Source organism: Serratia sp. CY47280 (genome assembly GCF_052168655.1).
Lineage (GTDB): Bacteria > Pseudomonadota > Gammaproteobacteria > Enterobacterales > Enterobacteriaceae > Serratia > Serratia bockelmannii.
In genome coordinates, this window is record NZ_JBJNMG010000003.1 from 157552 (window position 1) to 175081 (window position 17530).

Genomic DNA, 17530 nt, shown 5'->3' on the forward strand with positions numbered 1-17530 from the left:
TCCGTTTCAGGAAAGGGCGCAGGCGATTTTTCCTAGAATTTGGATTATCATACCTGTCATTTATCTTTGCGCCTAACGACGACGCAAGTAAACGGCTGGATTTAGCACTAGCGCAACGCAGATGAGTAATATAGTCTCTGACCGTTTGCCGGACACGACGCCTCTGATGACGGAACACCAAAACCGCGTATGAAAAAAAGTTTCCCAACACTGCTGGCCACGATGATTTGGACGGCACTCTACAGTCAGCATGCGCTGGCTGATCTGGCCGAGCAATGCATGCTTGGCGTTCCCGTTTACGACAAGCCTTTGGTCAGCGGCGATCCGAACAGCCAGCCGGTGACCATCAATGCCGATGACTCGCGCGCCGACTACCCGAAAAGCGCCCTGTTCAGCGGCAACGTGCATATCGAGCAGGGTAACAGCACCCTGACCGCCAAAGAAGTTGAGCTAAACCAGACGGAAAACCCCGGCCAGACGGATCCGGTGCGCACCGTCACCGCTACCGGCGACGTGCACTACAGCGACAATCAGATCAAACTGAAAGGCCCGAAGGCCTGGTCGAACCTGAATACCAAAGATACCGACGTCTATGAAGGCGACTACCAGATGGTAGGCCGTCAGGGTCGCGGCGACGCCGACAAGATGAAAATGCGCGGCGCCAACCGTTACACCATCCTGGAAAACGGCACCTTCACCTCCTGCCTGCCGGGCGACGACAGCTGGAGCGTGGTCGGTTCCGAAGTGATCCACGATCGCGAAGAGCAGGTGGCGGAAATCTGGAACGCCCGCTTCCGCATCGGCGGCGTGCCGGTGTTCTACAGCCCGTACCTGCAATTGCCGGTCGGCGACAAGCGCCGTTCCGGCTTCCTGATCCCGAACGCCAAGTACGGCAGCAACAATGGCTTCGAGTTCATGTTGCCGTACTATTGGAACATCGCGCCGAACTACGACGCCACCATCACACCGCACTATATGTCCAAGCGCGGCCTGCAGTGGCAGACCGAGTTCCGTTATCTGGTGCAGCCGGGCCTCGGCCTGATGGAGTTCGACTGGCTGCCGGACGACAAGGAATACGGCAAAGATCATGACGACAACAAACGCTGGCTGTTCTACTGGAACCATAACGGCGTCATGGATCAGGTATGGCGCTTCAACGTCGACTACACCAAGGTCAGCGATTCCAAATACTTCACCGATCTGGACTCCAAATACGGTTCCACCACCGACGGCTACGCCACGCAGAAATTCAGCCTCGGCTACGCCAACGAAAACTGGAACGCCACGCTGAGCTCCAAGCAGTTCCAGATCTACGACGACACCGATCGTTCACAGTCGGACTCGTATAAAGTTCAGCCGCAGCTGGACCTGAACTACTACAAGAACGACCTCGGCCCGTTCGACTTCCATATTTACGGCCAGGCGGCCAAGTTCACCAGCGTCAACCCATATAGCCCTGACGCCACCCGTCTGCATATGGAGCCGACGCTGAGTCTGCCGCTCACCAACGGCTGGGCCAGCCTGAACACCGAAGCCAAGGTGATGGCGACCCACTACCAGCAGGATATTCCTGACGGTTTCGCGGCCAACTACCAGAGCCGCAAAAACGCTGCCGCGCCGGAGCTCGATGATTCGGTCAACCGCGTACTGCCGCAGTTCAAAGTCGACGGCAAGCTGGTGTTCGAGAGGCCGATGATCTGGGCCGAGGGCGCTACCCAGACGCTGGAGCCGCGCGTGCAGTACCTGTATGTGCCGTACCGCGACCAGAGCAACATCTACACCTACGACACCACGCTGCTGCAGACCGACTACTCCGGCCTGTTCCGCGATCGCACCTACAGCGGCCTGGATCGCATCGCTTCGCAGAACCGCGTCTCTACCGGTTTGACCACCCGCATTTATGATGACGCCCTGGTTGAACGTTTTAACGCTTCCGTGGGTCAAATCTACTACTTCAGCCGTTCGCGTACCGGTGACCAGATGACCGGTTACGACAACAACGACGATACCGGCAGCGTAGCCTGGGCCGGCGATACCTATTGGAAAATCGACGATCGTTGGGGCCTGCGCGGCGGCCTGCAGTACGACACCCGCCTGAACAGCGTCTCGCTGGGCAACGGCGTGGTGGAATACCGCCAGGACGCCGAGCGCGTGGTGCAGTTGAACTACCGTTACGCCACGCCGGAATATATCCAGACGGCGTTGAACACCAAAACGGTTCCGGCCTTCCAGGACGGCATCTCGCAGGTGGGCATCACCGGCAGTTGGCCGATCGCCGATCGTTGGGCGGTGGTCGGGGCGTACTACTACGACACCCGCGCCAAACAATCCGCCGATCAGTTGGTGGGGCTGAAGTACAACACCTGCTGCTGGGCGGTGACGCTGGGCTATGAGCGCAAGATCACCGACTGGAACAACAGCAACAATACCAGCGTTTACGACAACAGAGTTTCGTTCAACGTCGAACTGCGCGGCCTGAGCAGCGATCATAGTCTCGGCTCCGCAGAAATGCTGCGCTCCGGCATTCTGCCGTATCAGCGCGCATTCTGACGCTTTGCAACACTTTGAAAACGAGAACTTTCACCCGCATTTGCGGATTACATAATGGGAAAAGTATGAAGAACTGGAGAACGCTTATTCTCGGATTGGTGGTTTGCGCCAATGCCGCGTTCGCAGCACCCCAAGAAGTGGATAAAGTCGCCGCCGTCGTGGATAACGGCGTGGTACTCGAAAGCGACGTCAACGGTCTGTTGCAGTCAGTCAAGCTCAACGCCCAGCAGGCCGGCCAGCAACTGCCGGACGACAAGACGCTGCGCCATCAGATCATCGAACGCCTGATCATGGATAACATCCAGCTGCAGATGGCCAAGAAAATGGGCATCACCGTGTCCGATGCCGATCTGGACAAAGCGATCGCCAACATCGCCGCGCAAAACAAGATGAGCGTCGATCAGCTGCGCAGCCGCCTGTCGTACGAAGGGTTGAACTACAACACCTACCGCGCGCAGATCCGCAAAGAGATGCTGATCTCCGAAGTGCGTAACAACGAAGTGCGCCGCCGCGTCACCATCCTGCCACAGGAAGTGGACGCACTGGCCAAACAGGTGGGCGCACAGAACGGCAGCGACACCGAAATGAACATCAGCCACATCCTGATCCCGCTGCCGGAAAACCCGTCGCAGCAGCAGGTCGACAAAGCCGAAGAGCTGGCCAAACGTCTGGTGGGTGAGATCAACAGCGGCGCCGACTTCGGCAAGCTGGCGATCACCTACTCCGCCGACTCTCAGGCGCTGAAAGGTGGCAACATGGGCTGGGGCAAACTGCAAGAAATCCCGACCCTGTTCGCGGAACGTCTGGTGAGCGCCAAGAAAGGCGACGTCGTCGGCCCAATCCGTTCCGGCGTCGGCTTCCACATCCTGAAAGTGAACGACATTCGCGGCGCCAGCCAGTCGGTGTCGGTCACCGAAGTGCACGCCCGTCACATCCTGCTGAAACCTTCGGTGGTGCTGACCGACGACCAGGCTCGCGCCAAACTGCAATCCGTGGCGGAAGCGATCAAGAGCGGCCGCGCCAAGTTTGCCGACGAAGCCAAACAGCTGTCGCAAGATCCGGGTTCTGCGATGCAGGGCGGCGATCTGGGCTGGGCTTCCCCGGACATCTACGATCCGGCCTTCCGCGATGCGTTGCTGAAGCTGAGCAAGGGTGAAATCAGCGCGCCGGTCCACTCCTCCTTCGGTTGGCACCTGATCCAGCTGCTGGATACCCGTCAGGTGGATAAGACCGACGCTGCGCAAAAAGACCGTGCTTACCGTATGCTGTTCAACCGTAAGTTCGCTGAAGAAGCGCAGACCTGGATGCAGGAACAGCGCGCCCAGGCTTACGTGAAGATCCTCGATGGCAGCGATGCACAGCAATAAACGCGTCGTCATTACCCCCGGCGAACCCGCCGGGGTGGGGCCGGATTTGGTAGCCGCGCTGGCGCAACAGGATTGGCCTGTTGAGCTGGTGGTGTGCGCCGATCCGGCCCTGCTGCTTGAACGCGCCCAACGTTTGGGCCTGCCGCTGACGCTGCGCGACTACCAGCCGCAGCAACCGGCCGAAGCGCAACGCGCCGGCACGCTGACCGTGCTACCGGTCCCGCTCGCTCACCCGGTTACCGCCGGTGAGTTGAACGTCGGCAACAGCGCCTACGTGGTGGAAACCCTGGCGCGCGCCTGCGACGGCTGCCTGAACGGCGAGTTCGCGGCGCTGATCACCGGCCCGGTGAACAAGGGCGTGATCAACGACGCCGGCGTGCCGTTTATCGGCCATACCGAATTCTTTGCCGATCGCAGCCGCTGCGATCGCGTGGTGATGATGCTCGCGACCGAAGAGCTGCGCGTGGCGCTGGCGACCACCCATCTGCCGCTGCTGGCGGTGCCGGGCGCCATCACGCAGCAGAGCCTATTCGAAGTCATTCGCATCCTCGACCACGATCTGAAAACCAAATTTGGCATCGCCCAGCCGCACATTTACGTCTGCGGTCTGAATCCCCACGCCGGGGAAGGCGGCCATATGGGGCGCGAAGAGATAGACACCATCATCCCGGCGCTCGACGCGCTGCGCGCTGACGGCATCCATCTTGTCGGCCCGCTGCCGGCGGACACCCTGTTCCAGCCCAAATATCTGCAAGATGCCGATGCGGTGCTGGCGATGTATCACGATCAGGGGCTGCCGGTGCTAAAATACCAAGGGTTCGGCCGCGCGGTGAATATCACCCTCGGTTTGCCTTTCATACGCACCTCGGTCGACCACGGTACCGCTCTGGAACTGGCCGGCACCGGCACCGCCGATGTCGGCAGTTTCCAAACGGCCCTGAATCTCGCCATTAAAATGATAATTAATTGTAATGAATAACAGAGTCCACCAAGGGCACTTTGCCCGCAAACGCTTTGGACAAAACTTTTTAACCGATCAGTTTGTCATCGATAGCATTGTCTCCGCCATTCACCCGCAGCCGGGCGAAGCGGTGGTCGAGATCGGCCCCGGCCTCGGCGCCTTGACCGAGCCGGTCGGCGCGCGCATGGACCGCATGACGGTGATCGAACTGGACCGCGATCTGGCCACCCGGCTGGAGAACCACCCGCGGCTGAAAGACAAGCTGACCATCCACCAGCAGGACGCCATGACGGTGAATTTCGCCGAACTGGCCGAGGAAGCTGGCCAACCGCTGCGCGTATTTGGTAACCTGCCGTACAATATTTCGACGCCGCTGATGTTCCACCTTTTCAGCTATACTCAGGCAATCCGCGACATGCACTTTATGTTGCAAAAAGAGGTGGTCAACCGTCTGGTGGCCGGCCCGAACAGCAAGGCCTACGGGCGTTTGACCGTGATGGCGCAGTACTACTGCAACGTCATTCCGGTGCTGGAAGTGCCGCCGACCGCGTTCGCGCCGCCGCCGAAGGTCGATTCCGCCGTGGTGCGTCTGGTGCCGCACACCGAGCTGCCGAACCCGGTGGGCGACGTGCGCATGCTGAGCCGCATCACCACGCAGGCATTCAACCAGCGGCGGAAAACCATCCGCAATAGCCTGGGCGACCTGTTCACGCCGGAGCAGCTGACGGAGCTGGGCGTCGATCCTTCGCTCAGAGCAGAAAATATTTCTGTGGCGCAGTACTGTAAGCTGGCGAACTGGCTGTCAGCCAATCCGACGCCGCAGCAATAAGGAGTTGTTGTCATGATTGATTCGCCCCGCGTGTGTATTCAGGTTCAGAGCATCTATGTGGAATCACAGTCGATCCCTGAAGAAGAGCGTTACGTCTTCGCCTATACCATCACTATCCGCAATCTGGGGCGGACCGACGTGCAACTGCTGGGCCGTTACTGGCTGATCACCAACAGCAACGGCCGCCAAACCGAAGTTCAGGGCGAAGGCGTGATCGGCGAACAGCCCGTCATTCCGCCCGGCGGAGAGTTTCAGTATACCAGCGGCGCCATTCTGGAAACGCCGCTGGGCACCATGGAAGGCCATTACGAAATGGTGGACCATCAGGGTCAGCCATTCCGCACCGCTATTCCCGTGTTTCGCTTAGCCATTCCAACGCTGATCCATTAATTATGTCGACATACCTTATCGGCGACGTTCACGGTTGTTACGATGAACTGAAGTCGCTGCTGGCTCAGGCTGCTTTCGATCCCGAGCGCGATCGGCTGTGGCTGACCGGCGATCTGGTGGCACGCGGCCCCGCCTCGCTGGACGTGCTGCGCTTCGTGCGCTCGCTCGGCCCGGCGGTGCGCATGGTGCTGGGCAACCACGATCTGCACCTGCTGGCGGTCTACGCCGGCATCAGCCGCAACAAACCCAAAGATCGCATCACCCCGCTGCTGGAAGCGCCGGACGCCGACGAGCTGATCAACTGGCTGCGTCGCCAGCCGGTGCTACAGGTGGACGATGAGCAAAAGCTGGTGATGGCGCACGCCGGTATCACCCCTCAGTGGGATATCGACACCGCGAAAATGTGCGCGCGCGAAGTGGAAGCGGTATTGAGCAGCGACAGCTACCCGCTGTTTCTCGACGCCATGTACGGCGACATGCCGAACAACTGGTCGCCGGAGCTGAGCGGCCTGGCGCGCCTGCGTTTCAGCACCAATGCGTTCACGCGTATGCGCTACTGCTTCCCCAACGGCCAGCTCGACATGATCTGCAAAGATGCGCCGGGCACCGCGCCGGCGCCGCTGAAGCCGTGGTTCGAACTGCCGCGCCTGGTGGATCCGGAATACACCATCATTTTCGGCCACTGGGCCTCGCTGGAAGGCAAGGGTACGCCGGAGGGCGTGATCGGGCTGGATACCGGCTGCTGCTGGGGCGGCGATCTGACGATGCTGCGCTGGGAAGACCGTCGTTACTTCACGCAGCCCGCCAACCGTGGCGAGGCGCCTGACCACGCCGGCAGACTGGCCGCATCCTGAAAACATAAAGGCGGCCCAGGGCCGCCTTGGTTCTCTTTACTGCCTTACGCCCCAATCACCCCGCCATCTTCACGCGTAATCATCAACACCGATGAACGCGGACGCGGGCTGTTGTTCGGGAAGTGCGAATCGCCCTCTTCTCCCGGATGCTGTACGTTGACGAACATCGTCTTGTAGTCCGGGGTGAAGGTGATGCCGGTCAGTTCGCAGGACTTTGGCCCCACCATGAAACGGCGGATCTCGCCGCTGACCGGATCGCCCACCAGCATCTGGTTGTTGCCCTGCCCGACGTAATCGCCCTTGTTGCTGTACTTGCCATCGGTGAGGATCCACAGGCGGCCGGCGCGATCGAAGCCCAGCCCGTCCGGGCTGTTGAAGGTATTTTCCGCCGTGATATTCGGCGTGCCGCGGTTGACGCCTTCGGGGTGGGCGATCGGGTTGCCGCACAACGCATAGATGTCCCAGGCGAAGACGTCGGCGGTGGCGTCGCCGCCCTCGTCCCAGCGAATGATTTGGCCGTAGATATTGTTCGGTCGCGGGTTGGCGGCGTTCAACGGCATCCCTTCCTCGCCGCGCTTGCTGTTGTTGGTCAGCGTGCAGTACGCGCGCCCGTCATGCGGGTTGACCGCGATCCACTCAGGGCGATCCATCTTGGTGGCGCCGACCTGCTGCGCCGCCTTGCGGGCGAAGATCAGCACTTCGGCCTCGTCGCGGAAGCCGTTCTCCGGCGTCAGGCCGTTCTTGCCGAACTCGAGCGCAATCCAGCGCCCTTTGCCCTTCAGCGGCGTGCCGGCTTCGTCGCCGTCGAACTGCGCCACGTACAGCGTTCCCTCGTCCAGCAGCGTGCGATTGTTGGCCGGATTGGCGGCGTCGACCACGCCTTTGGAAACGTACTTATAGATATGTTCACCGCGCTCGTCGTCGCCCATATACACCACCAGACGGCCGTCTTTGGCCACGGTCACCGCCGCGTTTTCATGTTTGAAGCGGCCGAGCGCGGTGTGCTTGATGGGCGTCGAGGTCGGATTCAACGGATCGATCTCGACGATCCAGCCGTGGCGGTTGAATTCGTTGGGATTCTTCGCCACATCGAAGCGCTCGTCATAGTCCGGCCAGTTGCGCTCCGGTTCGTTGACCTTCAGCGTGTAGCGCTTCTGTTCCGGCGTGGTTCGATAATCGGCCTGACGGGTGCCGAAATAGGTGTCGAAGTTTTCCTCGCAGGTCAGGTAGGTGCCCCACGGCGTCTTGCCGTTGGCGCAATTGCCGAACGTGCCCAGCACCTTGCGGCCGCTCGGATCGGCGGCGGTCTGCAACAGCGGATGTCCGGCGGCCGGGCCGCTGAATTGCATCTCGCTGTTGGCGGTGATGCGGCGGTTATAGCGCGACGGGCGCTCCACCGCCCAGCGCTGGCCGTCGCCGACCCGCTTGACCGCGACAATGGAGACGCCGTGCGCCGCCTGCGATTTGCGCACCTCTTCCAGGCTGGTGGCCTTGGCGCCGCCGTGGGCGAACAGGTACTGCTCGTTAACGTATTCGTTATTGATGGCCATCACGCCGTGATTGTCATCGATAGGGAAGAAGCTCATGCCATCGTTGTTGTCGCCAAACTGTTTTTCCTGATCGGCGGCGCTGTTGTTGCCCTGCGGATCGAAGGCCGGCGCGCCGTCCACCAGCGGCTCGCCCCAGGAGATCAGCACCTCGGCGCGGTAGCCTGGCGCTATCGTCACTTCATCGGCGGTAGACGCGGCGATGCCCCGGAAACCCAGCAGCGTGTTCGGCGGCAGATCCTCGGCTAACGCCTCGGCGGAGACCGACCAGATGCCGCCGCCGAGAAAACCGGCCAGGCCGACGGCGCCGGCGCTGCCGAGCAGCAGCTTGCGGCGAGTGGGATCGATCAGGCGGTCGGCGTCTAATTGCTCAATTTGCTTGGTCATAACGTGGTTACCTTTTTAGTTATGGCGCCGCGGTCAAGATTCACCAGAGTTGCCGTGGCGCTCGGAGTTGGGCTTCATACTAATCAGGTAATGTGACGGAAAGGTTACGAATGACCGGCGCAAAAAGACCGGGGGCGCAATTGCTTGCGCCCCCGGGGATAGCTGGCTAACGCGCTGAAATCAGCGGCGCTGCAGGATTTCGAAGCAGTAGCTGTGCGAATTCAGCTCGTCGGCGTCGTGGAATTCGCTGAACGTGGTTTCCCACTCGTCCGGCTCGTAATCCGGGAAGTGAGTATCGCCGCCGACTTCGGCGTCGATGTGCGTCAGGTACAGGCGATCGGCGCGCGGCAGCAGCTGGGTATAGATGCGCCCACCGCCGATCACCATCACTTCTTCCACCTCACCCGCGGCGGCCAGCGCCTCATCCAGCGAGGTCACCCAGGTCACCCCGGCGGCATTACCTGGGCGGCTGCTCAAAACGATATTGTGGCGGCCCGGCAGCGGGCGGCCGATGGACTCGAAGGTCTTGCGGCCCATAATAACCGGCTTATTCAACGTGTTGCGTTTAAACCACGCCAGGTCCGCCGGCAGGTGCCACGGCATGGCGTTTTCCATGCCAATAACGCGATCCGCCGCCAAGGCAGCGATCAGGCTGATAATCATTGTTTAACCCTGTGTAGGCAGCAAAATTGGTGACACTATACGTAAAGGCCTGAGTGCCGTCGATAGGCTAATCAAGCAAGATGAATATATAAGATAGCTCTTATCAGCATATCTAATAACCAACGATCGCCCGCCGGGAAATTTCACACGCCGGGGCGTTTGCGATACAGCCACAGGCCCGGTAACGACAGGCCGATCGACAACGCGCCGACGATGAAACTGGCCTTGAGGAAGTTGGTGATCATGGTCTCCATCAAGGCTTCGCTGTAGCCAAGATGCGAGATCTCTACCACAGTTATCATCGCGGTATAGGCGGAAATGCCGGGGAACATCGGGATCACCGCCGCCACGGTGAATACCTTCGGATGCGCCAACAGCCAGCGCGACCAGTAGATGCCGATGATACCGATCAGGATCGCCGCCAGCAGCGACGCCCACTCGATATTCATGCCAGCGTGCATCATCAACATGCGCGAGCCGCGCCCGATTGCCCCGAGCAACGCGCAATAGCGCAGCGCGCGCAGCGGTACGTTGAACACCATAGCGAAGCCCAGCGCCGGTACCGCCGCCAACAGCATCTCCTGCAACAATGCCCACAGCAGATTCATGACCACCCCCGCAGATCCCACAGCGACATCGCCATCACCACCCCGATGCAGGTCGCCAGCGTCAGCAGGCTGGCCATCGCCCAGCGCGCCAGCCCGGTGTTGACGTGCCCCTTAAACATATCGGCCACTGCGTTGATCAGCGGGAAGCCCGGCACCAGCAACAGCACGCTGGCGGCCATCGCCACGCTCGAGGTCTCTTTAAACACCGGTAGGCGCAGCAGCAGCCCAGATATCGACGTAGCGACAAACGCCGTCAGGCAAAAATTGATCAGCGGATTCATCTGGCGGGCGGTGAGGATCTGGCGCACCAGCATCGCCGCGCCGCTGGCGATAAAGGTCACCAAAAAGGCGTCGCCGCCGCCGCCGTTGAGCATGCTGAAACATCCACAGGACAGGCCCACCATCAGCACCACCAGCCAGCGCGGGTAGCGCAGCGGCCGGATCCTTTCAAAGCGACGCGCCACGTCGTGCGCATCCGCCAGGCGATGCTCGGCGAGGATCACGATATGCTGCACTTCGGTCACCACCTGCATATTGATGCCGCGATCGACATTCTTGCGGGTGGTGGTCAGGCAGGCGCCGTGGCTGAGGGTGGTCAACACCACCGCATTGGCGGAGATTGAACTTTCCACGCTGTCCATCCCCAGCGCCAACCCCAGGCGGGTCGACAGCTGTTCCACCACCGTGCTCTCGGCGCCGTGCTGCAACAGCAGCAGCGCGCATTGAATGCACAAGCGGGTAATTTCACGCTGTTGCCGGTGCGGCTCCGGCCTCTCTGTGGCGGTAGTCTGCTGCATGGTGCTCCGTCGCTGGCGGTAGATGAATTATTATCATAGAGCCTAACAATACCTCATTGGGTTGATGCGCATCAGAGGAAGCGGCGTTATTATCGCCAGAACTCTGTCTTTTGCGCGAGACGCTCCCATGCTTGAAACTTCGCTGTTCGTCGCCGGCATTGCCGCCCTCGGCATGCTCTCCCCCGGCCCGGATTTTTTCCTGGTGATCAAAAACGCCGCCCGCTATCCTCGGCTAGCCGCCATGATGACCGCATTCGGCGTGATATGCGGTGTCGCCACCCACATGTCCTACTGCGTCGCCGGGCTGGCGGTGGTGATCACCACCACGCCGTGGCTGTTTAACCTGCTGAAATACGCCGGGGCGGTCTATCTGGTGTGGATCGGCATCCAGGCGCTGCTGTCGCGCGGCGGCGGCAAAATGAACGTCAGCAATCTGCCGCAGCAGCAGGTCAGCCTGAAGAGCGCCTTTGCGCAAGGCTACCTGTGCAACCTGCTGAACCCGAAAGCCACCCTGTTCTTCCTGGCGGTATTTACCCAGGTGCTGCAGATCGATTCCGGTCTGGGCGACAAGCTGTGGTACGCGGGGATTATTCTCGGCCTGTCGGTCATCTGGTGGCCGCTGCTGGTGTTCCTGATCCAAAGCGGGCCGGTGCGCCGCGGGCTGGAAAAGACGCAGAAGGTCGTCGACAAATTGCTCGGTGGCATGCTGATCGCCTTAGGGATCAAGGTCGCGTTGAGCTAAGCAAAAAAACGGGGCGCCATTACGGCGCCCCTGCTGTTATCCTTTGGCTTCCACCACCTCATCTTCCGGCGCCTTGCCGTCGATACTGCCGCGCCAGCCGGTCTGCTGCACCCGCGACAGCCGATTCTGATCCTGCTCGATGGCCGCGCTGAGCATCTCTTTGGCCCGCTGCAGGCTGGCGATGCGGAACTCGGTGTCCTGATAATTCTCCAGCGTGTCTTCCAGCATTTTCAGGTTATAGCGGCGGAACGTGTCTGCCTTCTCGCGTGCCTCATAGGCGTCCAGCCCCAGCAGCTCCAGCGTTTCACGGCCGATGCGCAGCGAGCTTTCAAAGGTTTCGCGCTCCGGTTTTTCCACCCCCAGCTGCCGCAGCTGATACCAGTGATCGACGTCGCGCGCCCGCGCCACCACCTTCAGATGCGGGAAGTGCTGCCTGGCCAGCTCGGTTAACGCCAGGCTGTCTTCCACATCGTCGATGGCGTTGATCAGCACCTTGGCGTGAGCGGCGCCGGCGGCCTCCAGCAGATCGGCCCGCGTGGCGTCGCCGTAAAACACCTTAGTGTCGAATTTGCGCAGCGTTTCAATATGGTCCGGATCGTGATCCAGTACCACGGTGTGCACGCCGTTGGCCAACAGCAAACGGCCGGCGATCTGGCCGAAACGGCCGAAGCCGGCAATGATCACGCTGGCATTCTCGTCGTCGATGACGTCAGCCGGGCGCTCCTCTTTCGGCGCATTTTTTTCCAGCTGCGCGGCGATCACCAACAACAGCGGCGTGGCCGCCATCGACAGCGCTACCGCCAGCGTCAGCGACTTGGCCCATTCGACCGGCAATACGCCGGCCAGCTGCGCGGCGCTGAAAATCACAAAGGCAAACTCACTGCCCTGGCCCAGCAGAATGGCGAACAGGCCGCGCTGGCGCTTCGGCACCCCGAGCAGCGGCCCAATCAGCCACAGCAGCGCCGCCTTGATCAACATAAAGCCCAGCAGCAGCGAGGCGATCAGCAGCGGGTGATGGAACAGGGTGCCGAAGTCAATCGACATGCCAACGCCGATAAAGAACAGCCCCAGCAGCAACCCCTTGAACGGCTGAATATCGCTCTCCAGCGCGTGACGGTATTCCGAGCTCGCCAGCAGTACCCCGGCGAGGAACGCCCCCATCGCCATCGACAGTCCGGCCATCTCCAGCAGGATGCCAAAACCGAACACCAGGAACAGCGCCACGGCGCTGAACACCTCGCGCATGCCCGAACGGGCGACAAAGTGCAGCAGCGGGCGGGTGACGTAGCGGCCGAGCAGTACCACCATCGTCAACGCGCCCACCACCTTGGCCGCCGACAGTACGAAAGCGCCCAGCGTGGTGGTGGCGCCGCTGCTGGCGAGCAGCGGGATCATCGCCACCAGCGGGATCGCCGCGATATCCTGGAACAGCAGCACCGCAAACGCGCTGCGGCCGATTGGCGACGGCGTCAAATTACGTTCGCTCATCGCCTGCATGGCGATGGCGGTAGATGAAAGCGCCAGCGTCAAACCGATCAGCAGCGCCACCTTCCAGTTGAGGCCGAGGAAGTAACAGAAGGCGCTCAGCGCCAGGCCACAGCCCACCATTTGGATGCTGCCGCCGCCGAACACCGAGGCGCGCAGCGTCCACAGCCGCTTGGGATCCAGCTCCAGGCCGATGATAAACAGCATCAGCACCACGCCGATCTCGGCGAAGGTCAGGATCGACTCGGCATCCGACACCAGCTTCAGCCCCCAGGGGCCGATAATACAGCCGGCGATCAGGTAGCCAAGCACCGAGCCCAGCCCCAGTCGCACCGCGATCGGCACGAACAGCGCCGCGGAGCCGAGGTAGATCAGTCCCTCGATCATCATGTGATGGTTATCCATGGCTGGCCTCCCGGGTTTCCGCTTCAGCATGTTCCATCAGGTAGTCAACCAACCGCTGGCGGTAGGCTTCGCCGGCGGCGAGCAGCGCCGGCTCGTTGCAGGTAAAGGTGTTGTGCACGGCGAAATAAGGTTGCCAGTTCATGCCGCAATAGATCGCCGTAGCCTGCAGCGGCTGCGCCAGCGTAGCGAAGTTAGGAAAGTCGCCCAGCTCGAAGTGGTGCTCGTCGCCGCCGCTGGTCACTGCCCACAGGCAGTCTTTACCCACCAGCGCATTGCCGTCGTGGCCGTAGGCCCAGCCGTGCTCCAGCACTTTGTCGATCCACAGCTTCAACAGCGGCGGGAAGCTGTACCACTGCATCGGATGCTGCAGCACCACCAGGTCGGCGCGCTCCAGCGCCTGTTGCTCGGCGTTGATATCGATATTGAAATCGGGGTACAGCTCATACAGCGAGCGCACCTCTACCTCGGGGAGATCCCTCACCGCCTGCAGCAGGCGCTGATTGGCATGCGAATGCCGGGGATACGGGTGAGCATAAATTATCAGAATCATTGTTATCGTCGTTCCTTCGTTTCTTGCCAATACACCAAGCATATACCAATCACACAGAGTGACAGTTTGCCCACTGATTGATAGCGGAAATTTTTAACACCAGCCGACAAATTCGCTGAATAAAAAAAGGCGCTGCATCTGCAGCGCCCTGGCATAACGTTCTCGCGCGGTTACTTACCGATACGCGCGTGCATTTCCTGCACCGAAGTCACCTGCTCGGTCGGATCCGCTTTCAGCGCCATCGCGGTGGCAAAGCCGCCGTTCAGCGTGGTGTCGTAGTGCACCTTGTACTGCAGGGCGCTGCGGCGAATCAGCTTGGAGTCCTCAATCGCCTGGCGGCCTGCCGTGGTGTTGACGATGTAGGTGTACTCGCCGTTCTTGATACGGTCCTGAATGTGCGGACGCCCTTCGTGCACCTTGTTGACCAGACGCGGGTTGATGCCCGCTTCGCCCAGCACCACCGCGGTGCCGTGGGTGGCATCCAACTCGAAGCCCTGCTTCAGCAGGCTGGCGGCCAAATCGACCACGCGGGCTTTATCGCCTTCGCGCACCGACAACAGCGCACGGCCCTGCTTCTTCATGCCCGAGTTGCTGCCCAGCATCGCTTTGGAGAAGGCTTCCGCGAAGGTGCGGCCTACGCCCATCACTTCCCCGGTAGAGCGCATTTCCGGCCCCAGAATCGGGTCGACGCCCGGGAATTTGTTGAACGGCAGCACCACTTCTTTCACCGAGTAGTACGGCGGGATAATTTCTTCGGTCACGCCCTGCTCAACCAGCGTTTTGCCCGCCATCACGCGCGCGGCCACTTTGGCCAGCGGCACGCCGGTCGCTTTGGACACAAACGGCACGGTACGCGCGGCGCGCGGGTTGACTTCAATCAGGTAGACTTCGTTGTCTTTCACCGCGAACTGCACGTTCATCAGGCCGCGCACCTGCAGTTCGAACGCCAGTTTTTCCACCTGGCGACGCATCACGTCCTGAATTTCCTGGCTCAGGGTGTACGCCGGCAGTGAGCACGCGGAGTCGCCGGAGTGCACGCCCGCCTGCTCGATGTGCTCCATGATCCCGCCAATCAGCACGCGCTCGCCGTCGCAGATAGCATCGACGTCCACTTCCACCGCGTCGTCCAGGAAGCGATCCAGCAACACCGGCGCATCGTTGGACACGCTGACTGCGGTCTGGAAATAACGGCGCAGGTCGGTTTCGTCATAGACGATTTCCATCGCCCGGCCGCCCAGCACGTAGGAAGGACGCACCACCAGCGGATAGCCGATGCCCGCCGCCTTCTCGACCGCCTGCTCGATGGCGGTAACGGTGGCGTTGGCCGGCTGCTTCAGGCCCAGGCGGTTGACCGCCTGCTGGAAGCGTTCGCGGTCTTCGGCACGGTCGATGGCGTCCGGGCTGGTGCCGATGATCGGCACGCCTGCGGCTTCCAGCTCACGCGCCAGCTTCAGCGGGGTCTGGCCGCCGTACTGTACGATAACGCCTTTCGGTTTCTCGATGCGCACGATTTCCAGCACGTCTTCCAGGGTCACCGGCTCAAAGTACAGGCGGTCCGAGGTGTCGTAGTCGGTGGAGACGGTTTCCGGGTTACAGTTGACCATGATGGTCTCGTAACCGTCTTCGCGCAGCGCCAGAGAGGCGTGCACGCAGCAGTAGTCGAACTCGATGCCTTGGCCGATACGGTTCGGCCCGCCGCCCAACACCATCACTTTCGGCCGGTCGTTGGTCGGGTTGGACTCGCACTCTTCTTCATAGGTGGAGTACATGTAGGCGGTGTCGGTGGCGAATTCCGCCGCGCAGGTATCCACGCGCTTGTACACCGGATGCAGACCGTGGCTGTGACGCAGCTTGCGAATTTCGCTCTCGGCGACACCGGCTAGCTTGGCCAGACGCGCATCGGCGAAGCCCTTGCGCTTCAACGTGCGCAGGAAGTCTTTGTCCAGGCCATTGATGCCCGCTTCGGCTACCTGCTCTTCCAGGCGCACCAGCTCTTCAATCTGCACCAGGAACCAGCGATCGACGTTGGTCAGGTTGAAGACGCCGTCGACCGACAGACCGGCGCGGAAGGCGTCGGCGATGTACCAGATGCGGTCGGAACCGGCGTCTTTCAGCTCGCGGCGGATTTTGGTCAGCGCTTCCGGATCGTCCAGGCTCACTTTCGGATCGAAGCCGGTGGCGCCCACTTCCAGACCGCGCAGCGCTTTCTGCAGCGACTCCTGCTGGGTGCGGCCGATGGCCATCACTTCGCCGACCGACTTCATCTGGGTAGTCAGGCGATCGTTAGCGCCGGCGAACTTCTCGAAGTTGAAGCGCGGGATCTTGGTCACGACGTAGTCGATGGACGGCTCGAACGACGCCGGAGTGCGGCCGCCGGTGATGTCGTTCATCAGCTCATCGAGGGTATAGCCCACCGCCAGTTTGGCGGCGATCTTGGCGATCGGGAAGCCAGTGGCTTTCGACGCCAGCGCCGAAGAGCGCGACACGCGCGGGTTCATCTCGATGACGATCAGGCGGCCGGTTTTCGGGTTAACCGAGAACTGCACGTTGGAGCCGCCGGTTTCAACGCCGATCTCACGCAGCACCGCCATCGAGGCGTTGCGCATGATTTGGTATTCCTTGTCGGTCAGGGTCTGGGCCGGCGCAACGGTGATCGAGTCGCCGGTGTGGATGCCCATGGCGTCGAAGTTTTCGATGGAGCAAACGATGATGCAGTTGTCGTTCTTATCACGCACCACTTCCATCTCGTACTCTTTCCAACCGATCAGCGATTCGTCGATCAGCAGCTCGTTGGTCGGCGACAGGTCCAGACCGCGTTCGCAGATCTCTTCGAACTCTTCGCGGTTGTAGGCGATGCCGCCGCCGGTGCCGCCCATAGTAAAGGAAGGACGGATAATGCACGGGAAGCCGACGTCAGCGGCTACCGCCAGCGCTTCTTCCATGGTGTGCGCGATGCCGGAACGCGCGGTATCCAAACCGATTTTCTTCATCGCCACGTCGAAACGGCGGCGGTCTTCGGCCTTGTCGATGGCATCGGCGGTCGCGCCGATCATGGTGACGCCGAACTCGGCCAGCACGCCCTGACGCTCCAGCTCCAGCGCGCAGTTCAGCGCCGTCTGGCCGCCCATGGTCGGCAGCACCGCATCCGGGCGCTCTTTTTCGATGATCTTGCGCACCACTTCCCAGTGGATCGGCTCAATGTAGGTCGCGTCGGCCATCTCCGGGTCGGTCATGATGGTCGCCGGGTTGGAGTTGACCAGAATGACGCGGTAGCCCTCTTCGCGCAGCGCTTTACACGCCTGGGCGCCCGAGTAGTCGAACTCACACGCCTGGCCGATAACGATCGGACCCGCGCCGAGGATCAGGATGCTTTTTATGTCTGTACGTTTTGGCAT

14 protein-coding genes are annotated in these 17530 nt (G+C 61.2%); 7 read left to right on the forward strand and 7 right to left on the reverse strand.

What is annotated here, in order from left to right; all coding sequences use genetic code 11:
- Window positions 1–189: 189 nt before the first annotated feature.
- The 6 genes from lptD (at window position 190) to apaH (ending at window position 6951) form a co-directional block, all read left to right on the forward strand.
- Window positions 190–2550: an LPS assembly protein LptD gene (lptD, locus tag ACJ8J4_RS15055; RefSeq protein ID WP_043135981.1), complete on the forward strand. Its 2361-nt coding sequence runs from the start codon at window positions 190–192 to the stop codon at window positions 2548–2550.
- A gap of 65 nt (window positions 2551–2615) precedes the next feature.
- Window positions 2616–3917, forward strand: coding sequence for a peptidylprolyl isomerase SurA (gene surA / locus ACJ8J4_RS15060; protein WP_025301544.1), 1302 nt, complete (start codon window positions 2616–2618; stop codon window positions 3915–3917).
- Window positions 3904–4896 (forward strand): 4-hydroxythreonine-4-phosphate dehydrogenase PdxA, encoded by a 993-nt coding sequence (gene pdxA / locus ACJ8J4_RS15065; RefSeq protein ID WP_043136304.1) that lies wholly within the window; start codon window positions 3904–3906, stop codon window positions 4894–4896. The genes surA and pdxA overlap by 14 nt, the downstream gene beginning before the upstream one ends.
- Window positions 4889–5707 (forward strand): 16S rRNA (adenine(1518)-N(6)/adenine(1519)-N(6))-dimethyltransferase RsmA, encoded by an 819-nt coding sequence (gene rsmA / locus ACJ8J4_RS15070; RefSeq protein ID WP_197836232.1) that lies wholly within the window; start codon window positions 4889–4891, stop codon window positions 5705–5707. Before pdxA ends, rsmA begins: the two co-directional genes overlap by 8 nt.
- A 12-nt stretch (window positions 5708–5719) precedes the next feature.
- Window positions 5720–6097, forward strand: coding sequence for a Co2+/Mg2+ efflux protein ApaG (apaG, locus tag ACJ8J4_RS15075; RefSeq protein WP_016929119.1), 378 nt, complete (start codon window positions 5720–5722; stop codon window positions 6095–6097).
- A 2-nt stretch (window positions 6098–6099) separates the two neighbouring features.
- Window positions 6100–6951 carry a bis(5'-nucleosyl)-tetraphosphatase (symmetrical) ApaH gene (apaH, locus tag ACJ8J4_RS15080; protein WP_141971002.1) on the forward strand — a complete coding sequence of 284 codons (852 nt, stop codon included), beginning with the start codon at window positions 6100–6102 and terminating at the stop codon, window positions 6949–6951.
- Window positions 6952–6995: 44 nt separating this feature from the next.
- On the opposite strand, the gene ACJ8J4_RS15085 is transcribed toward apaH, so the two are convergent.
- The 4 genes from ACJ8J4_RS15085 to ACJ8J4_RS15100 form a co-directional block, all read right to left on the reverse strand.
- Complete coding sequence (locus ACJ8J4_RS15085) at window positions 6996–8885, reverse strand: PhoX family protein (RefSeq protein WP_049207251.1); 1890 nt, start codon at window positions 8883–8885, stop codon at window positions 6996–6998.
- 180 nt (window positions 8886–9065) lie between these two features.
- Window positions 9066–9548, reverse strand: a complete 483-nt coding sequence (folA, locus tag ACJ8J4_RS15090) for a type 3 dihydrofolate reductase (RefSeq protein WP_025301539.1) — start codon at window positions 9546–9548, stop codon at window positions 9066–9068.
- Window positions 9549–9691: 143 nt separating this feature from the next.
- Window positions 9692–10156 carry a threonine/serine exporter gene (locus tag ACJ8J4_RS15095; protein WP_015376621.1) on the reverse strand — a complete coding sequence of 155 codons (465 nt, stop codon included), beginning with the start codon at window positions 10154–10156 and terminating at the stop codon, window positions 9692–9694.
- A complete protein-coding gene (locus tag ACJ8J4_RS15100; RefSeq protein ID WP_043135990.1) occupies window positions 10153–10953 on the reverse strand; it encodes a threonine/serine ThrE exporter family protein in 801 nt (266 codons plus the stop codon). The genes ACJ8J4_RS15095 and ACJ8J4_RS15100 overlap by 4 nt, the downstream gene beginning before the upstream one ends.
- Window positions 10954–11080: 127 nt before the next feature.
- On the opposite strand from ACJ8J4_RS15100, the gene ACJ8J4_RS15105 reads away from it, so the two are divergent.
- On the forward strand, window positions 11081–11695 hold the full coding sequence (locus ACJ8J4_RS15105; protein ID WP_025301536.1) for a LysE family translocator: 615 nt from the start codon (window positions 11081–11083) through the stop codon (window positions 11693–11695).
- 36 nt (window positions 11696–11731) lie between these two features.
- On the opposite strand, the gene kefC is transcribed toward ACJ8J4_RS15105, so the two are convergent.
- The 3 genes from kefC to carB form a co-directional block, all read right to left on the reverse strand.
- Window positions 11732–13585 carry a glutathione-regulated potassium-efflux system protein KefC gene (gene kefC, locus ACJ8J4_RS15110; RefSeq protein ID WP_025301535.1) on the reverse strand — a complete coding sequence of 618 codons (1854 nt, stop codon included), beginning with the start codon at window positions 13583–13585 and terminating at the stop codon, window positions 11732–11734.
- Window positions 13578–14135, reverse strand: coding sequence for a glutathione-regulated potassium-efflux system oxidoreductase KefF (kefF, locus tag ACJ8J4_RS15115; protein ID WP_025301534.1), 558 nt, complete (start codon window positions 14133–14135; stop codon window positions 13578–13580). Before kefF ends, kefC begins: the two co-directional genes overlap by 8 nt.
- 170 nt (window positions 14136–14305) lie before the next feature.
- The gene (carB, locus tag ACJ8J4_RS15120; RefSeq protein WP_025301533.1) at window positions 14306–17530 is read right to left on the reverse strand and encodes a carbamoyl-phosphate synthase large subunit; all 3225 of its coding nucleotides are present in this window, start codon (window positions 17528–17530) and stop codon (window positions 14306–14308) included.